Raw genomic sequence first — 16076 nt, 5'->3', positions numbered from 1 at the left:
ATGAAATATTATGATCAGGTGCGATTATATTTCCAAAATCATTACTTTTGCAAAAAATACCCGAAATGAGTATAGGATTATCAGAACAAGAAATATTACGACGTGAATCATTAAAACAATTACGTCAGTTAGGTATAGAGCCTTATCCGGCAGAGGCTTACGACATTAATGTAACTGCCGCAGATATTTTAGCAAACTACGAAAAAGATAAAACTGCTTACAAGACGGTAAGTTTAGCTGGCCGGATTATGGGCCGTAATATCATGGGTGCCGCATCCTTCGCTGAAATACAGGATTCAACGGGCCGTATTCAGGTTTATTTAAAAAGAGACGAACTTTGTCCGGATGAGGATAAAACCTTATATAATACCGTATTTAAAAAGTTATTGGATATTGGAGATTTTATCGGTGTAAAAGGCTATGTGTTTACCACCCAAACCGGAGAAATTTCTATACACGTGACCGAATTTAAGGTTTTAGCTAAATCCTTGCGCCCATTACCGATTGTAAAACGTGATGATGCCGGAAACGTATACGATGGTTTCACCAATCCTGAATTACGTTACCGCATGCGCTACGTCGATTTAACGGTAAACCCGGATTACAAACAAATCTTCATCAAACGCAGCAAGGTGATTAACTCGATGCGTAATTATTTCGATAATCAAGGCTGGATGGAAGTGGAAACACCTATTTTACAGCCCATTCACGGTGGTGCTGCCGCACGTCCTTTTGCCACACACCACAATACTTTGGATATGCCGCTCTATTTGCGTATTGCAAATGAATTGTATTTAAAGAGATTAATTGTTGCTGGTTTTGATGGTGTTTATGAATTCGGGAAAATGTTCCGTAATGAAGGAATGGACCGCACACACAATCCAGAGTATACTTCTATGGAAATTTATGTAGCCTATAAGGATTATATCTGGATGATGGCTATGGTAGAAGAATGTTTAGAAAAAGTAGCTATTGCTACCAACGGATCTGCTATGGTTAAAGTGGGCGAAAATGACATCAACTTTGAAGGCCCATACGAGAAGCTTACCATGTATGAATCCATTCAGAAATATACCGGTATAGATGTTTCTGCCATGACGGAACATGAACTTATTCAAACCTGCAAAGATTTAGACATTGAAACTGATTCTACTATGGGTAGAGGCAAGTTAGTCGATGAAATTTTCAGTGCTAAGGTTGAGGCCAATTTAATTCAGCCAACCTTCATTACTGATTATCCTATTGAGATGACCCCGTTGGCTAAAAAACACCGTTCAGCTGAAGGTTTGGTAGAGCGTTTTGAGATATTTGTAAATGGTAAAGAAATTGGCAATGCCTATTCGGAATTAAATGATCCCATTGATCAGAGAGAACGTTTTGAGGATCAGTTAACACTTGCTGATCGTGGTGATGCTGAAGCCATGGCCATGGATGATGATTTTGTTCGTGCACTGGAATATGGGATGCCCCCTACCTCAGGTTTAGGTTTTGGTATCGATCGTATTGTGATGTTAATGACCAATCAGAGTACCATTCAGGAAGTATTGTTCTTCCCGCAAATGCGTCCGGAGAAAAAGAAAATTGAGATGACTGCTGAGGAAACAGAACTTTACTCACTGATCAATGAAGATGAGCAACATCTTTTAACAGATATTAAAAGTAAGTTAGCCGACTGGAGCAACAAGAAATGGGATACTACTTTAAAAGCATTAACTTCAAAAGGTATTTTAAAAGTGACTAAAACAGATGATGGTTTATTCCTTTCACATAAATAAACGTATACCATGAGGTAATGCATCTTAACAAAAACATAACATAAAATTAAAAGGCTTGCTAACAACTGTTTAGCAGGCCTTTTATATATTTACGGCAATTGATAACTAAATCACTGCCATATGAATACTTCAAGTTTAGAAATTAACGAAAGAGAATATTGCATCAAACTAAGTAAAGATGCATTTGATCTAACTTTGGTACGCCAACTGATCAAAAGAATCCAGGCTGAAGCCTTATTTTTCTCCAGAACACAGCATGACGATGACGATATCTTAAGCAAAAGATCTCAAAGAGAAGAGCTGGAAGGCTATGATAATCTAGATGATAAATAAGTTAAAGGTTTCGGGTTACAAGTTCTGGTTAAAATCTCAAAACATGAGCAGAACCTGAACGTGCACCTTTTAACCTTTAACTGTTAATGATTTTAGTTTTAGTCGATATCTAAAGATCCTTCTACTGAATCATCCATTGTTTTTCCGGTTACTACAGAGGCTGCCATTTTTAAGAAAGCAACAGCAGCACCGTTTTTCGTATCCCAATAATAACCTTCAGAAGGAATAACTTTGATCAGGGTAATATTTGGATCTTCTTTTCCACCCTGAAACCAGGTTTTGAGTAGCGGAGTCCATAACTCATCTATTTTCGCCTGGTCTCTGCTGATCTCTGAAATTCCGTAAATATTCACGAAGCCAGAATGTGCGCCAGCCTGAAATAAAAGGTGCGTAAACGGATCAGATGAAATTTCATCATTTTTATGACTATCCTTTAAACTCATGAACCAAAGGTTGCCTTCGTCGTCAACCTGTTGAATGGCCATAGGCCTTACTGATAAAGGCACCCCCGTTTTGATATTGGTACAGAAAAAACAACTCTCTGCCTTCTCTGCGAGGTTTTTAAGTTTTTCAACAGCTTCTTTTCCCCCTAAATCCTGAATGTTATCTTCTTCCTGAGTATGATTAGTACTTCCTTCTTGTGATGTTGCCATAGGTATATATTTTCTATAGACTACAAAATATTTTTTGATTTGGTTTTAACTATTTCAGAAATGAACTCGAATCAAAATCTTTTACATCCCCTCGCCCGTCCTCCTCATCTGGATTCAGAATCTTTTATCCGAAGGACATGTATACTCCTTTTAAAGAACAAGTAATTGCAGCAATCCGGGGATTTAGTGCCGTGAGTGAACGAGCATCCAAATCCCACAGGTTAGAGATACTTCATAACAGCAAACTTGTGCTAACAAGCTTTATGATATGAAATTGCAAATAGAATCTCAAATCCTTAACATCAAACACACTAAACCTCTTCCACAGAAAGCACTCTCTTAGCCAGTTTACCCACCGTTAAACCTTGCACAATAATAGAGAATACTACTACGAAATAAGTTATCCCTACCAACAAAGGCTTATACGGGCCTTCATCCATAGATAAAACCAAAGCAATGGAAACCCCTCCTCGCAAACCTCCCCAAACCAAAACCTTAATGGTACCGCTGCTAAATTTATTTTTAAACGGAATAAGCACCACCGGAATATAAATAGATAAGAACCTGGAAAACAACACAATGATGATACAACATAAACCAATTAACCAATAGTTGGTAATGTTATGAATAATCAGCAGTTCGAATCCGATAAACAGGAATAAAATGGCATTCAAAATCTCATCGATCAGTTCCCAGAATTTGTTCAGGTAATCTTTTGTAACGGCAGACATGGCGGTTCTCTTTCCATAGTTACCAATTACAATCCCAGCGGCAACCATGGTTAAAGGCCCTGAAATATGAATGGAATGGGCAATGAGGTAACCACCCATCACCACTGAAAGGGTGATTAATACCGAAACTTTATAATCATCAATTTTCCGCATGGCATTGGAAGCCCCTAAACCTAAAATAGTTCCTAAAGCAAAACCGCCCAAGGCTTCCTTAATTAATAACCATGAAATATTGGTTGCGCTGATATCAATATCACTGCCCTGTGCCAGTTGAAGGATTACAGCAAAAATCACTACAGCCACCCCGTCATTAAATAAAGATTCTCCAGCAACTTTTGTTTCCAGTGACTTACGTACATTGGCATCTTTAAGCACGCCCATTACGGCAATAGGATCAGTTGGGGAAATAAGCGCACCAAACAATAAGGAATAAATAAAAGGAATTTTAAAACCGAAGAATGGCGCAATATAAAAAACCAAAGCACCGACAGCAAAGGTTGAAATCACAACACTTACCGTTGAGAATATAATCACCGGTGCCCTTTGCTCCCTTAAATCAACCAGGTTAATATGAATGGCACCGGCAAATAGCAAAAAGTTTAACATTGCTCCCATTAACACCTCCGTGAAGTCAACATCCTGAAGCAATGTAGAAAAATGATCGAAAGTTTTTGGAAATAAACTACCTGTTAAAACCAATACAATTGAACTGATCATCGCAATGATCATAATTCCGATGGTAGATGGAAGTTTGAGGTATCGGAGATTTAGATAAGAAAAAAATGATGCTAAAACAATAAGCACCGAAAAGGAGTAATATAATTCCATAATTTGATTGAGTACCGGTAAAACCCCAAAATATTAAATAATTTCGACTCGTCTAAAATTATTTTTAGATTATGACATCAATAAGCCGTTTATAGACATAAAAAAAGGAGCCAAATACATTTGGCTCCCTTAATCTTGATATAATATCAATTAGCGATAACGAACTTGTTGTTGTTTGTCCATCATGCCCATCTGATCTTTCATTTGTTTAATCTGATCGGCCAATAACTTATTCTTATCAGCCTTTTTAGCTTCAGCAAGATAAAGTGTTGCTTCACGTTTATTACGTTTAGCCATCGCAATTCCGGCCAGGCTCAATTTAGCCAATGCAATGTTGTGATCCATCTGCATTCCTAAGCTTAAAGCTGTTTTAAAGTATTTTTCAGATTTCATTGGTGATGTTCTGCTTTCAATTAAACCCACCAATAAATTGTAATATCCATGCTGAACTTTAATTAACTGCCTTTCATAATTGGTAATCCGATCCAAAAACATTTTTGCTTTAGGCATATTGTCTTTTCTTAAAAACCATTGTGCCAATAACATGTTTTCATTAAAGAAATAAGTTACCAATACGATTAGGCCTAATAAAATAGAAACGATGCCCCAAGGCCAGAAACCGAAAACAAATAAAGCTACTGCGCCACCCAGTAAAGCAAACCCCGCAATTAATCTGATAATATTTGGCATAAATTTTATTCTAATTATTTTTTTTGCAAATATCGTTTTTAAATGGCAGAAATTAGTTTTTAAAATAATAATTTCATTAAAAATTTCACTCATACAACAATTCTCCTCTTTAACATGAAAAAACTCTTCACTATTATATTAATCGTATCCGCTATGAATATTTCCGCACAAGAAATAAATAAAAAAATACATGATCAGGTTCACAATAAAGATATTCTGATTAATGCCTGCACCCGGGATGGCATGGCTACGTTTCCGGAATTTAAAGAGATGTACGAACCATTGTATGCAGCATATACCCCAGACGCTGCTACCATGATTGAATTAAAAAAGCTGGTTAAAAAGGAAAAAATAAAAATCGTTTTTGGTACCTGGTGTGGAGACAGTAAAGTAAATGTTCCAAACTTTTTGAAGATCATGGATGCGTTACATGTTAAAGAAAAGAATATTGAATTTATTGCGGTTGACGGAAATAAGAAAGCTGAAAATGGAATCATAGATGGTTTGGATATTAAAATGGTTCCTACATTTATTATTTATGATCAAAAAGGAATAGAATTGGGCAGAATTGTTGAAGGTCCGAAAACAACACTCGAAGGAGATTTATTGGCTATTTACAAAAAGAAATCATAAACTATTTCAATCTGATTGGAGTTAATATCTTACTTAGATCAGCCTAAATTTAATTAATATATACATTATGTCTGCTGCATTAGAAACCGGTTGGTTAGCTGTTTTAGATCAAGAGTTTGAGAAAGATTACATGAAAAATCTAAAATCTTTTTTAAAGGAAGAAAAGGAAAAAGGTACAACGGTTTACCCAAAAGGTCAGGATATTTTTAGGGCCATGAATACCACTCCTTTTGACCAGGTTAAAGTGGTTATCTTAGGCCAGGATCCCTATCATGGAGTTGGTCAGGCGCACGGCCTCTCATTTTCTGTACAACGCGGCATGACCATCCCACCTTCTCTAAAAAACATTTACAAAGAATTAGAAACTGATATTGAAGGTTTTAAATCACCACCACACGGAAACTTAATGCATTGGGCAGAACAAGGTGTATTGCTCTTAAATGCCACACTGACTGTTCGTGCCGCCGAAGCCGGTTCACATCAGAATCGCGGATGGGAGATCTTTACCGATGAGATTATAAAATCCCTTTCTGAAAAGCGTGAACATCTTGTTTTTTTACTTTGGGGAAAATATGCGCAGCAAAAAGCTTCCTTAATCGATCAGAAAAAACACTATGTGCTCACTGCGGCTCACCCTTCTCCTTTTTCTGCTTATAATGGTTTCTTTGGGTCAAAACATTTTTCAAAGGCAAATCAGTTGCTGATCCAAAATAACTTAACACCTATTGACTGGAAATTGCCGGCTTAATGAACGCTTATCTTATTAGTGGTTTAGGTGCCGATAAAAGAATTTTCTCCAAAATTAAACTTGATGAACGGATTCATATCATTCATGTAGATTGGATCGTGCCATTAAAAAGAGAATCACTTCCAGATTATGCAAAACGATTGAGTGAAATTATAGACATCTCATCACCATTTATATTGGTTGGCGTTTCATTTGGAGGAATGATCGCTGTTGAAATTTCAAAGATTTTAAAGCCTTTAATGACAATAGCCATATCAAGTACAATATTAAGTAATGAATTACCTTTTCTTTACAGATTGGCTGGCAAACTCCATTTGATAAGATTAATTCCACCAAACTTAATGAAGTCGTCAAACAAGTTCAGTCAAAACTTCTTTTTTGGTATTAAATCTACTGAAGAAAAAAACTTATTAACCAAAATTATACAAGATACCGACCCTGTATTTTTAAAATGGGCAATCGCCAGTATTATAACCTGGAAAAACGATATTAGACCAGATAATCTGATTCAAATTCATGGTAATCATGATCGAATTTTGTATTCTAAAAGTGCCGCGGTTGATTTCACAATTGAATATGGAACACATTTTATGGTTTATCAAAACGCGAAGGAAATTTCAGAAATTATTGATGAATTAATCTCGGAGTTCCTTTAATTGATTTTGTCAATAAGAGGAGGAACGACGAAGATATTTGTTTTCAAGAATTAGATTGCTTCACTCCATTACTAAGTCCTACCCTTCGGTCCGCAATGACAAATCCACGAGATGATCGTCTTTGCGGGGAGGAACGACAGCCTGCCCCGACATTTCGGGGAAGCAATCTCTTTTCACGAATCAGATTGCTTCATTCCATTTGCTAAGCCATACCCTTCGGTTCGCAATGAAGACCAGCCATATTTAAGTTGCTTCGCTTAATGATTTGCAATTAAGTTTTTGGAGTTAATATTCCAAAGGCACAATAGGTTCCTTCTTTGTAGTCGACATGATCATCATCGTTTGAAAAGTTTTAACTACAGAAATTTTACTAATCTTCTCCATAATTAAACGCTCATACGATTTAATATCCTTCACATAAACTTTCAAAAGAAAATCTGCCTGCCCGGTAACGTGATGGCATTCCGTAATTTCCTTAATCTGATTCACTTCATCCAAAAAGATTTGAATCGTATTATTTTTATGAAAATCCAGTTGGATCTGAATAAAAGTTTTAATACCTAAACCAAGTTTCTCTTCATCTACCAGGGCATGATAGCTTTTGATAAAACCAGCCGTTTCCAATTTACGAACGCGTTCTAGTGTTGGCGCTGGAGACAATCCGATTTCCTGAGATAGTAGCAAATTCGTAATGCGGCCGTTCTCTTGTAAAATTCTTAAAATTTTAAAATCAATTTTATCTAATTCTGATGCCATATAAATTCAAAGGTATTGAGAACACAAACATAACCAAATTAAATTCTAAATTTTAACATAATTTATCTAATAAATTTTAATAAATTATTTTTAGATTTACCTAAAAATATAATTAGATAAATATAAATGCAAAGTTTCACTGAGGAGAATTACTTAAAGATAATTTACCACTTAGCAGAAAAAACCGGTAATGTTCAAACCAATGCCATTGCAGAGCAGATGCAAACCAAACCTGCATCTGTAACTGATATGATTAAGAAGTTAGCTGAAAAAGGCTTTGTAGATTACATCAAGTATCAGGGGGTTACCCTTACCGAAAAAGGAAAAAATGCTGCCATCGAGATTGTGCGCAAACACCGTTTATGGGAAGTTTTTTTAGTGGATAAGCTTAATTTTAAATGGGATGAAGTACATGATGTTGCTGAAGAACTTGAACATATTAAATCTACTGCGCTGATAGAAAGGCTTGATGAATTTTTAGGTTTTCCAAAGTCAGATCCACATGGCGATCCTATTCCAGATAAGAACGGACGCTTTGCGATAACACAATTTATCAAACTGATCGATTTAAAAGTTGGTGATCAAGGCACAATTACCGGCGTAAGTCAGCACAGTTCTGCTTTTTTAAAGCACCTGGAAAAATTGGGCTTAACCCTCGGCAAACAAATTGAGATCAGTGATGTTACCGATTTCGATGGTTCAGTAGAAATCCTGATCGCCGGGAAGCAAATCAACATCAGTAGAGAAGTAGCAAAACACATTTTAACAAGCAGTAATGGCAAAAACTGAATCGCTTAGCGAAGTACATCAGAGTGTAAATACCAGTAAAAGAAAAGGTTGGCGGCGAATTTTAGCATTTATTGGTCCTGCCTATCTAATTAGTGTTGGTTACATGGATCCTGGAAACTGGGCAACCGATCTGGCCGGAGGAAGTAAATTTGGTTACCAACTGATCTGGGTATTACTGATGTCCAATCTGATTGCGCTATTGCTTCAGTCACTCAGTGCAAGATTAGGCATTGTTAGGGGTTTGGATCTGGCACAGGCCTCTAAACAGGCTTATCCCCGCTGGGCAAATATTCCGCTATTTGGTTTGGCACAAACGGCCATCATTGCATGTGATTTAGCAGAAATCATCGGCATGGCTATCGGCCTACAATTGCTCTTCGGTCTGCCTTTAATCTGGGGAATTTCAATCACAATTTTTGACACCATATTACTATTATTCTTACTAAATAAAGGTATGCGGGCCATGGAAGGTTTTATCGTATCCATGGTTTTTATTGTGGGCATCTCTTTCCTGGTGGAAATGTTTATTGTAGAGCCTTCTTTAAAAGAAATTGCAAAAGGATTTGAACCTTCTGTCCTCAACGGAGATGCACTGTATATCGCCATCGGCATTATCGGGGCAACCGTTATGCCACATAATCTTTATTTACATTCCTCACTGGTTCAAACCAGAAAAATTGAGCGCAGTAATAAGGGCATTAAAGAAGCTTTGAAATTTAACCTGATTGATACGACCGTTGCCCTAAATCTGGCGTTCTTTGTAAATGCAGCCATCTTAATACTGGCAGCCGCCGCCTTTTATAAAAATGGATTACATGAGGTGGCAGAGATTCAGGATGCACATAAACTGCTTTCCAATATCTTCGGAAATATAGCCCCAACCCTGTTTGCAATTGCATTAATTGCCGCCGGACAAAGCTCAACTGTTACAGGTACACTGGCAGGTCAGATCATTATGGAAGGCCACATCAATCTTCGTATTCAGCCCTGGTTACGCAGATTGATTACCCGTTTATTGGCCATCATTCCGGCATTTTTTACCATTTTACATTATGGCGATGATGCACTTGGAGGCTTACTCGTATTAAGTCAGGTGGTGCTGAGTTTACAATTAGGTTTTGCCGTTATTCCTTTAATCCATTTCAATTCAGATAAAAAGCTGATGAAGGATTTCGCGATCAAAACCTGGGTAAAAGTTCTAGCCTGGGCCAGTGCGATAACCATTATTGCATTAAACGTAAAATTAGTTATAGAAGAAATAAGTGGTTGGGCAAAGAACGCAAACAACTGGTGGATTTATGTTATTGTCGTACCTGCATTAATTTTTATCGTATTTCTGCTTTTGTATGTATTCTTCCATCCTCTGATTGAAAAGAAAAATCGCGACAGGCAAATGGTGCCTCATGGCAATGCCCTTGACATTGGTAAAATTGAAAAAATCAGTTATAACAGAATTGGTATCGCCGTAGATTTTTCTAAAAATGATGGCAATACGATCAGGCATGCACTTATTCAGGGTGGTAAAGATGCACATTATTACCTGATCCATGTGGTGGAAACTGCTGCTGCCCGTTATCATGGCCAGGATGTGATGGATCATGAAACAGAGAGTGATGCCAGAAATCTGGAAAAATACAGGGTTAATCTGGAAGATTTGGGATTTGATTCCACACCGTTTATTGGCTTTGGAAGCACAGCAAAAGCCATTGCAGAAATCAGCAATAAAAATGAGCTGGAACTTTTAGTAATGGGTGCTCATGGACACAAGGGCCTGAAAGACCTGATTTTCGGAACCACGGTTGATTCAGTCAGACACAAAGTTAACATCCCTGTACTCATCATCAGATAAGGTTATTTATTAATTTCTTTCATGATTTTTTTAATGCCACCGTCACCAGCGTTATAAACCAATAATTTATTGGCAGGTGAATACAGGTACATGGCAGGATACATCTTAGGAAGAAATGCCGGAATAAACATATGGTTTTTATCCTGCATCACGGTAACATTGGGTTTCTTGTTTAATCCTTTTGCATAAGTATCAAAAAACTGAGGAATAATATAGGCTTCATCCAGGGTAATGAGATAAATGTTAGCCTTCTGGAACAGTTTATAATTGGCATTTAATGACTTCATTTCCCGCTGGCAATGCTCACATGTACAGTCAAAAAGAATAAATAAATTTTGCTTGCCCTGTTTTAAATCTTTATTAGAAAATGACTTACCATCTAATTTAAAGAAGGTAAACTGAGGCAGCAAAGTAGGCTGTTGCGCTTTAACCTGACAGGTAATGGCTATAAGAAGAACTAGAAGGAAGCTTTTAACTTTCATTTTTAACATTTAAATCCAAACTTAATTGATTTATGAGCAAGATAATCAAATTCCTTTCAGCTTTTACAAACAGATGAACATTCTAATTGTTAATTTAGCCGTTGACGAAATGGAATAATATCAAAATATCACATCAATTTTTAAGATATTTGCAACCCGGCAAATGAGTCTGGATAAATGTAGCGCCATTTGCTGCAAAAATTAATAACAATATCAGCTTTGAAAAACGACATTAATATAAAAAATAAAAGAGCCTATTTCGATTACAATTTACTGGATAAATATGTAGCCGGAATTGCACTTCTTGGAACTGAAATAAAAGCCATCAGGCAAGGTAAAGCCAATATGACTGATGCATTTTGCATGTTTATTGGTGGAAACCTTTATGTACGAAACCTCCATGTTTCTGAATATAGCCACAGCTCATTTTATCATCACGACATTAAAAGAGACCGTGCCTTGCTGCTGCAAAAAAAGGAAATCCGGAAGCTAAAATTAAAGGGCGAAGAAAAAGGCTATACGATTGTACCCCTTCGTATTTTTGTTAATGAACGGGGCTTCGCGAAAATCGAAATCGCTTTGGCACAGGGCAAAAAAGAATTTGACAAACGTGACAGCATTAAAGACAGAGATACCAAACGTGAACTGGACCGGGCGATGAAAAGATAGTTAGTTTTCAGTCTGGAGTCTTTAGTCCTGAGTCCAAATTGACTTAATACTGAGGGCTTTGGACTAAAGACTCAACTACTACCACGCCTGGTCGCCTACTAAAGGTACAAACCTGAAGGTATCCAGTACTATTTTTTCGTAATCTGTTTCGCTTACCCTGATTACCGTAACCATTTTTTGGGTTTTTTCATCACCTACCGGAATAACCAGAATCCCGCCGATTTTAAGTTGCTTTAACAAAATTTCAGGAACCAGTGGCGCTCCTGCGGTTACAATAATCTTATCATAAGGCGCATGTTCTGCCACTCCTTTTGAGCCGTCGCCACAACAAAAAACTGGTTTATAGCCCATGCCCGGCAAAACCCTAATGGTACGGTTATATATGTTTTGTTGCCTTTCTATCGTAACTACATTGGCCCCAAGTTCCATTAAAACACAAGTTTGGTAGCCAGAACCTGTTCCTATTTCTAATACCTGATCGCCTTTTTTAATGTGTAGCAATTCACTTTGATAAGCCACGGTGTAAGGCTGTGAAATGGTCTGCCCATCTCCTATCGGAAAGGCAATATCTTTATAAGCCTGGTTCCAGAACGTTTCATCAAAAAAGAAATGACGGGGAACCTTGCCCATTGCTCTTAATACATACTCATCCTCTATTCCGCGGGATCTTAACAGTTCTACCAGTTTCTTTCTCGCACCACGCTCTCGGTAATTATCAACAAATTTATAGGCCATGAAGTCTCAAAATTAACTTTTTTATATGGTGATGCAAGATAAAGAAATCCACATTAGCCTAAGTTGCAGAAAATCAAAAGCTAAATATACCATTGATAAGTTTGCTTGAATCATCATACTGAAGTGCGGAATTATTTCTACTTTTGGAATCAACAAATTTTAAAGAAAATCAGTATCATTATATCATATATGAAGAAAATCTTACTTAGTTTATTCGCACTGTTTATCTCCATCACCTCATTTGCACAAACAGGAGCAGATTATAATTATACCATAGGCTTCCGTGCCTTTAGTTTAATGCAACTGCCTAAAATATTAAATCAAACCAATACACAGGATTACACCAAGGCTTATGCAAATGGTGCTATGCTTAAGTTCAATGATAACCAGATCAGTTACCGGGTGAGCGGTTCCTATTACCGCAATGATATTCAGTTTGATAATACCTGTGCAACCTGTGAAATCGCTTATGGAAAGGTAACCGATTATTCTTTTAAAGTTGGTTTTGAAAAAAACTTTAACTATTCCAGGGTTCAGCCTTATTTTGGATTCGATCTAGGTTATCGTTCAAACCGCTTTACCGGAACCATAGCACAGCGAAACCAACAAACAAACAGTGTTACACAAACGGCTGATGCCAGTAAAAATGGTTTGGTTCTTACCCCATTAATCGGTTTAAAAGTAAACATCATTTCACAGCTAAACTTCTTTGCAGAAAGCAATCTGGATTTTTATTATTCTTACGAAAAGCAGGATATTACTGGAACTGGTGGTGTAGCCAGAACAGTTACCACCTATAAAAAATGGGAGTTTTTATTAAATCCGGTTTCCCTAGGCTTACAGTTTAGTTTAAATGGGAAAAACTAATAAGGATCTACATCAATCTGCATAAAAATACCTTTAAATTCTTTCGTGGCATTAAATTGTGTAAGGGTCTCGCGTAAAGCATCTTTAACCTTTTGAATGGCGGTATGTTTATCGGCCTTTATAATGATTTGCCTGATATAGAGATTCCGCACCCGGCTTACCAATGGTTGCTCCGGACCGAGTACACGTTTTCCAAATTTTGCTTTTAAAATATTGGCCAGCGAAAGAGCGGCATGATCAAGCACATGTGCATCTTTATGTTTGATGTAAAGAAATATCATTCTTGAAAACGGTGGGTACAGGAACCTCTCCCGTTCTGCAATTTCATCATGATACATACCCTCATAATCATTCTCCACCACCTGTTTAATAATCCGGTTTCCGGCATCGTAGGTTTGGATACATACACTTCCCTGGTCAGCTCTCCTGCCGGCCCTACCTGCTACCTGCGCGAGTAACTGGTAGCTTCTTTCATAAGCCCTGAAATCAGGATAACCTAACAATGTATCTGCATTAATTACGCCAATCAGGTTTAAATTATCAAAATCTAATCCTTTGGCTACCATTTGAGTGCCAATTAAGATATCTGTTTTCTTATCCTGAAAATCGTTCAAAATTTGTTGCAATCCGTTTTTTGTTCTGGTACTATCCATATCCAGCCTGGCAATGGAAATATCGGGATATAATAATTTTAACTCCTCTTCTATCCTTTCGGTACCGAAACCCTTTTGCTCAACATGTACTGAGCCACAAGCCGGACAAATATTTACACTGCTTTGCTGGTAGCCACAATAATGGCAATGTAGTTTGCCACTGCTTTTATGATAAGTTAAACTCACATCGCAATTCACACACTTTGGTGTATATCCGCACGTTGCACAAATCAGAATGGTTGCATATCCTCTTCTGTTTTGGAAGAGAACAATTTGCTCCTTTTTAGAAAGTGCCAGGTCAATATCTTTAATTAACACACTGGAGAAATAGGAAACCATAGTTTTTTTCTTGGTTTCTTCAGAAATACTCACCACCTGTTGGTTAGGCAATTGCACACCACCAAACCGCTCCTTCATTTCTACCAGGCCATATTTGCCTTGCAAAGCATTATAATAACTTTCAAGAGATGGAGTAGCTGACCCAAGGATAACCTTGGCCTGATGCAGGTGTGCCAGGTAAATAGAAGCATCCCTCGCCTGGTATCTCGGTGCCGGATCATATTGCTTGTATGAAGGCTCATGCTCTTCATCCACGACTATCAATTTCAAGTTTTGAAAGGGAAGAAAAACGGCAGAACGTGCGCCAAGAACAACCTTATAAGCACCTGTTCTAACCTTATTCCAGATTTCTACTCTTTCACTATTATTAAATTTTGAGTGGTAAACGCCAATAGCATTTCCAAAATAACGCTTAATTCGCTCAACAATCTGTGTGGTAAGGGCAATTTCCGGCAATAGAAATAGTACCTGACCATTTGTATTCTGAATAATTTTTTCAATCAGTTTAATATAAACCTGGGTTTTGCCAGATGCCGTAACGCCATGCAGCAATACCACATCTTTTTCCTTAAAGTGGCCGTTAATCTTCGAAAGTGCAAGTTCTTGGGCTTCGTTAAGCTTAAAATTTACACTAAATTCCTCATCATGTGCAGCCAAACGACTTACTGGTCGTTTAGTAATCACGAAAATATCTTTATCGGTGAGTGCTTTTAAAGCGCCTGCTCCGCAATTGCTCTCTTCTAAAAGTTGCTCCTTTGAAATTGGCAGATTTGTTTTTTGAAGCTTCAGATAAGCCAGCAAGGCATCCAGTTGTTTAGGCGCACGCTCCAAAACATTAAAAAGTTGTTTTAAATTTTCCTGGTCGCTGTAAAAATCGTTTAACTGAATGAACGATTTAAGTAATGGTTTATATTTCTGTACCACTTCTTCTGCCACCAGTATCAGGTCTTTTTCCAACAAATTATTAATAATGGGGTAAATTGTTTTCTGCCCCAGCAGTTTGGAAACTTCATTAACGGTTAACTTTCCCTGCCCTTTAAGCGCAGTAATGATCATTTCTTCTTTTTCATTGAGCACTACGTCCTCACTAAAACCTTCCGTAAGCATCAGGATGGTTTCACTGGCCAGCTTTAAGCTGGCTGGCAATGCCGCGGTCATAACATCGCCCTCATTACACATGTAATAGTTGGTCATCCAGGTCCAGAACTTGAGTTGCGTGGGCGTTACAACCGGTTCTGCATCAATCACATCAATGATATATTTAGCTTCGTAAGCTGCAGGTGGATTTTTAGATACGGCGCAAATTAATGCAGAATAAATTTTGTGCTTCCCGAACTGAACCACTACCCTTTTTCCTATCGCCACCTGATCATTCAAATCGAAAGGAATTCTGTAGGTGTAGTTTATCGCCAAAGATAAAGGCAAAATCACTTCCACAAAAAGTGTTTCTCTCTCTGTAAAAATATCGTTCTCAAAAATTTCCATTATTTATCTTTAAAGGCAGCAAAAAACAGCATGATCCAACCGAGTACAAATAATAATCCTCCGATGGGTGTTAAAGGGCCAATTAAATTTACAAAATCCAGTTGTAAAATACTTCGCGTAGCGAGTAAATAAAGCGAACCCGAAAACAGGATAATGCCGAAGGTAAAACAAAAATAAGCAATGTTGATGAGCTTATTCCTGTAGCGGGCGAAGGTTGATAAATATAACAGTGCAAAGGTATGATAGAACTGGTAACTCACACCTTTCTGCCAGATTTCCAGAGCTGACGCATCAACCAAAGCTTTTAATGCATGCGCACCGAATGCCCCTAGTAAAACAGCAACTAATCCAAAAAAAGACGCAGTAAGTATTATTCGTTTATTCATAGGTATTTTGCCCTAAGCA

17 protein-coding genes are annotated in these 16076 nt (G+C 37.5%); 9 read left to right on the top strand and 8 right to left on the bottom strand.

The genetic code is table 11. The features are described 5' to 3' along the window. Positions 1–65 precede the first annotated feature (65 nt). Complete coding sequence (lysS, locus tag OQ267_RS16435) at positions 66–1775, top strand: lysine--tRNA ligase (protein ID WP_265836940.1); 1710 nt, start codon at positions 66–68, stop codon at positions 1773–1775. A 120-nt stretch (positions 1776–1895) separates the two neighbouring features. After that, complete coding sequence (locus OQ267_RS16430) at positions 1896–2108, top strand: hypothetical protein (RefSeq protein WP_088300536.1); 213 nt, start codon at positions 1896–1898, stop codon at positions 2106–2108. Positions 2109–2206: 98 nt separating this feature from the next. Here the strand turns inward: OQ267_RS16430 and OQ267_RS16425 are convergent, their stop codons facing one another. The 3 genes from OQ267_RS16425 to OQ267_RS16415 all read right to left on the bottom strand — a co-directional run bounded on the left by OQ267_RS16425 (position 2207) and on the right by OQ267_RS16415 (position 5010). Continuing rightward, positions 2207–2761, bottom strand: coding sequence for a pyridoxamine 5'-phosphate oxidase family protein (locus OQ267_RS16425; RefSeq protein ID WP_265836939.1), 555 nt, complete (start codon positions 2759–2761; stop codon positions 2207–2209). A 311-nt stretch (positions 2762–3072) separates the two neighbouring features. Then, on the bottom strand, positions 3073–4320 hold the full coding sequence (locus OQ267_RS16420; RefSeq protein WP_265836937.1) for a cation:proton antiporter: 1248 nt from the start codon (positions 4318–4320) through the stop codon (positions 3073–3075). A 150-nt stretch (positions 4321–4470) separates the two neighbouring features. Next, positions 4471–5010, bottom strand: a complete 540-nt coding sequence (locus OQ267_RS16415) for a DUF2892 domain-containing protein (RefSeq protein WP_088300538.1) — start codon at positions 5008–5010, stop codon at positions 4471–4473. A 114-nt stretch (positions 5011–5124) separates the two neighbouring features. Here OQ267_RS16415 and OQ267_RS16410 point away from each other — a divergent pair, with 114 nt between their 5' ends. The 3 genes from OQ267_RS16410 (at position 5125) to OQ267_RS16400 (ending at position 7047) form a co-directional block, all read left to right on the top strand. Next, positions 5125–5643, top strand: coding sequence for a TlpA family protein disulfide reductase (locus OQ267_RS16410; protein ID WP_265836935.1), 519 nt, complete (start codon positions 5125–5127; stop codon positions 5641–5643). A gap of 67 nt (positions 5644–5710) precedes the next feature. After that, on the top strand, positions 5711–6391 hold the full coding sequence (ung, locus tag OQ267_RS16405; protein WP_265836934.1) for a uracil-DNA glycosylase: 681 nt from the start codon (positions 5711–5713) through the stop codon (positions 6389–6391). After that, positions 6391–7047: an alpha/beta hydrolase gene (locus OQ267_RS16400; protein ID WP_265836933.1), complete on the top strand. Its 657-nt coding sequence runs from the start codon at positions 6391–6393 to the stop codon at positions 7045–7047. The genes ung and OQ267_RS16400 overlap by 1 nt, the downstream gene beginning before the upstream one ends. Before the next feature lie 285 nt (positions 7048–7332). Here OQ267_RS16400 and OQ267_RS16395 read toward each other — a convergent pair whose 3' ends face one another. Continuing rightward, positions 7333–7803 (bottom strand): Lrp/AsnC family transcriptional regulator, encoded by a 471-nt coding sequence (locus OQ267_RS16395; RefSeq protein WP_029284374.1) that lies wholly within the window; start codon positions 7801–7803, stop codon positions 7333–7335. 126 nt (positions 7804–7929) lie between these two features. Between OQ267_RS16395 and OQ267_RS16390 the strand changes: the two genes are divergently transcribed. Both OQ267_RS16390 and OQ267_RS16385 read left to right on the top strand, forming a co-directional pair. Beyond that, complete coding sequence (locus OQ267_RS16390; protein ID WP_088300542.1) at positions 7930–8592, top strand: metal-dependent transcriptional regulator; 663 nt, start codon at positions 7930–7932, stop codon at positions 8590–8592. After that, positions 8579–10441, top strand: coding sequence for an Nramp family divalent metal transporter (locus tag OQ267_RS16385; RefSeq protein ID WP_265836932.1), 1863 nt, complete (start codon positions 8579–8581; stop codon positions 10439–10441). Before OQ267_RS16390 ends, OQ267_RS16385 begins: the two co-directional genes overlap by 14 nt. A gap of 2 nt (positions 10442–10443) precedes the next feature. On the opposite strand, the gene OQ267_RS16380 is transcribed toward OQ267_RS16385, so the two are convergent. Next, positions 10444–10923: a TlpA family protein disulfide reductase gene (locus tag OQ267_RS16380; RefSeq protein WP_265836931.1), complete on the bottom strand. Its 480-nt coding sequence runs from the start codon at positions 10921–10923 to the stop codon at positions 10444–10446. Between the two features lie 219 nt (positions 10924–11142). Between OQ267_RS16380 and smpB the strand changes: the two genes are divergently transcribed. After that, on the top strand, positions 11143–11592 hold the full coding sequence (smpB, locus tag OQ267_RS16375; protein ID WP_029284382.1) for an SsrA-binding protein: 450 nt from the start codon (positions 11143–11145) through the stop codon (positions 11590–11592). A gap of 78 nt (positions 11593–11670) precedes the next feature. On the opposite strand, the gene OQ267_RS16370 is transcribed toward smpB, so the two are convergent. Then, complete coding sequence (locus OQ267_RS16370; RefSeq protein ID WP_265836930.1) at positions 11671–12327, bottom strand: protein-L-isoaspartate(D-aspartate) O-methyltransferase; 657 nt, start codon at positions 12325–12327, stop codon at positions 11671–11673. A gap of 189 nt (positions 12328–12516) precedes the next feature. On the opposite strand from OQ267_RS16370, the gene OQ267_RS16365 reads away from it, so the two are divergent. Then, complete coding sequence (locus OQ267_RS16365; protein WP_265836928.1) at positions 12517–13194, top strand: hypothetical protein; 678 nt, start codon at positions 12517–12519, stop codon at positions 13192–13194. Here the strand turns inward: OQ267_RS16365 and priA are convergent. Then, positions 13191–15671 (bottom strand): replication restart helicase PriA, encoded by a 2481-nt coding sequence (priA, locus tag OQ267_RS16360; RefSeq protein ID WP_265836927.1) that lies wholly within the window; start codon positions 15669–15671, stop codon positions 13191–13193. The two genes, OQ267_RS16365 and priA, sit on opposite strands and share 4 nt — an antisense overlap. Next, positions 15671–16057: a DUF423 domain-containing protein gene (locus tag OQ267_RS16355; RefSeq protein ID WP_088300548.1), complete on the bottom strand. Its 387-nt coding sequence runs from the start codon at positions 16055–16057 to the stop codon at positions 15671–15673. Before OQ267_RS16355 ends, priA begins: the two co-directional genes overlap by 1 nt. Positions 16058–16076 lie beyond the last annotated feature (19 nt).

The organism is Pedobacter sp. MR22-3 (assembly GCF_026240075.1).
GTDB lineage: Bacteria > Bacteroidota > Bacteroidia > Sphingobacteriales > Sphingobacteriaceae > Pedobacter.
The sequence above is the reverse complement of the archived record's forward strand: the minus strand, read 5'-3'. Positions and strand labels throughout refer to the sequence as shown.

What these genes read in the sequence shown, in the direction of transcription:
- OQ267_RS16390 (WP_088300542.1), top strand. Translation starts at nt 7,930, where the DNA reads ATGCAAAGTTTCACTGAGGAGAATTACTTAAAGATAATTTACCACTTA.
- OQ267_RS16380 (WP_265836931.1), bottom strand. Translation starts at nt 10,923, where the DNA reads ATGAAAGTTAAAAGCTTCCTTCTAGTTCTTCTTATAGCCATTACCTGT.
- OQ267_RS16395 (WP_029284374.1), bottom strand. Translation starts at nt 7,803, where the DNA reads ATGGCATCAGAATTAGATAAAATTGATTTTAAAATTTTAAGAATTTTA.
- OQ267_RS16410 (WP_265836935.1), top strand. Translation starts at nt 5,125, where the DNA reads ATGAAAAAACTCTTCACTATTATATTAATCGTATCCGCTATGAATATT.
- OQ267_RS16400 (WP_265836933.1), top strand. Translation starts at nt 6,391, where the DNA reads ATGAACGCTTATCTTATTAGTGGTTTAGGTGCCGATAAAAGAATTTTC.
- OQ267_RS16385 (WP_265836932.1), top strand. Translation starts at nt 8,579, where the DNA reads ATGGCAAAAACTGAATCGCTTAGCGAAGTACATCAGAGTGTAAATACC.
- OQ267_RS16420 (WP_265836937.1), bottom strand. Translation starts at nt 4,320, where the DNA reads ATGGAATTATATTACTCCTTTTCGGTGCTTATTGTTTTAGCATCATTT.
- OQ267_RS16370 (WP_265836930.1), bottom strand. Translation starts at nt 12,327, where the DNA reads ATGGCCTATAAATTTGTTGATAATTACCGAGAGCGTGGTGCGAGAAAG.
- ung (WP_265836934.1), top strand. Translation starts at nt 5,711, where the DNA reads ATGTCTGCTGCATTAGAAACCGGTTGGTTAGCTGTTTTAGATCAAGAG.
- OQ267_RS16430 (WP_088300536.1), top strand. Translation starts at nt 1,896, where the DNA reads ATGAATACTTCAAGTTTAGAAATTAACGAAAGAGAATATTGCATCAAA.
- lysS (WP_265836940.1), top strand. Translation starts at nt 66, where the DNA reads ATGAGTATAGGATTATCAGAACAAGAAATATTACGACGTGAATCATTA.
- OQ267_RS16365 (WP_265836928.1), top strand. Translation starts at nt 12,517, where the DNA reads ATGAAGAAAATCTTACTTAGTTTATTCGCACTGTTTATCTCCATCACC.
- priA (WP_265836927.1), bottom strand. Translation starts at nt 15,671, where the DNA reads ATGGAAATTTTTGAGAACGATATTTTTACAGAGAGAGAAACACTTTTT.
- OQ267_RS16415 (WP_088300538.1), bottom strand. Translation starts at nt 5,010, where the DNA reads ATGCCAAATATTATCAGATTAATTGCGGGGTTTGCTTTACTGGGTGGC.
- OQ267_RS16355 (WP_088300548.1), bottom strand. Translation starts at nt 16,057, where the DNA reads ATGAATAAACGAATAATACTTACTGCGTCTTTTTTTGGATTAGTTGCT.
- OQ267_RS16425 (WP_265836939.1), bottom strand. Translation starts at nt 2,761, where the DNA reads ATGGCAACATCACAAGAAGGAAGTACTAATCATACTCAGGAAGAAGAT.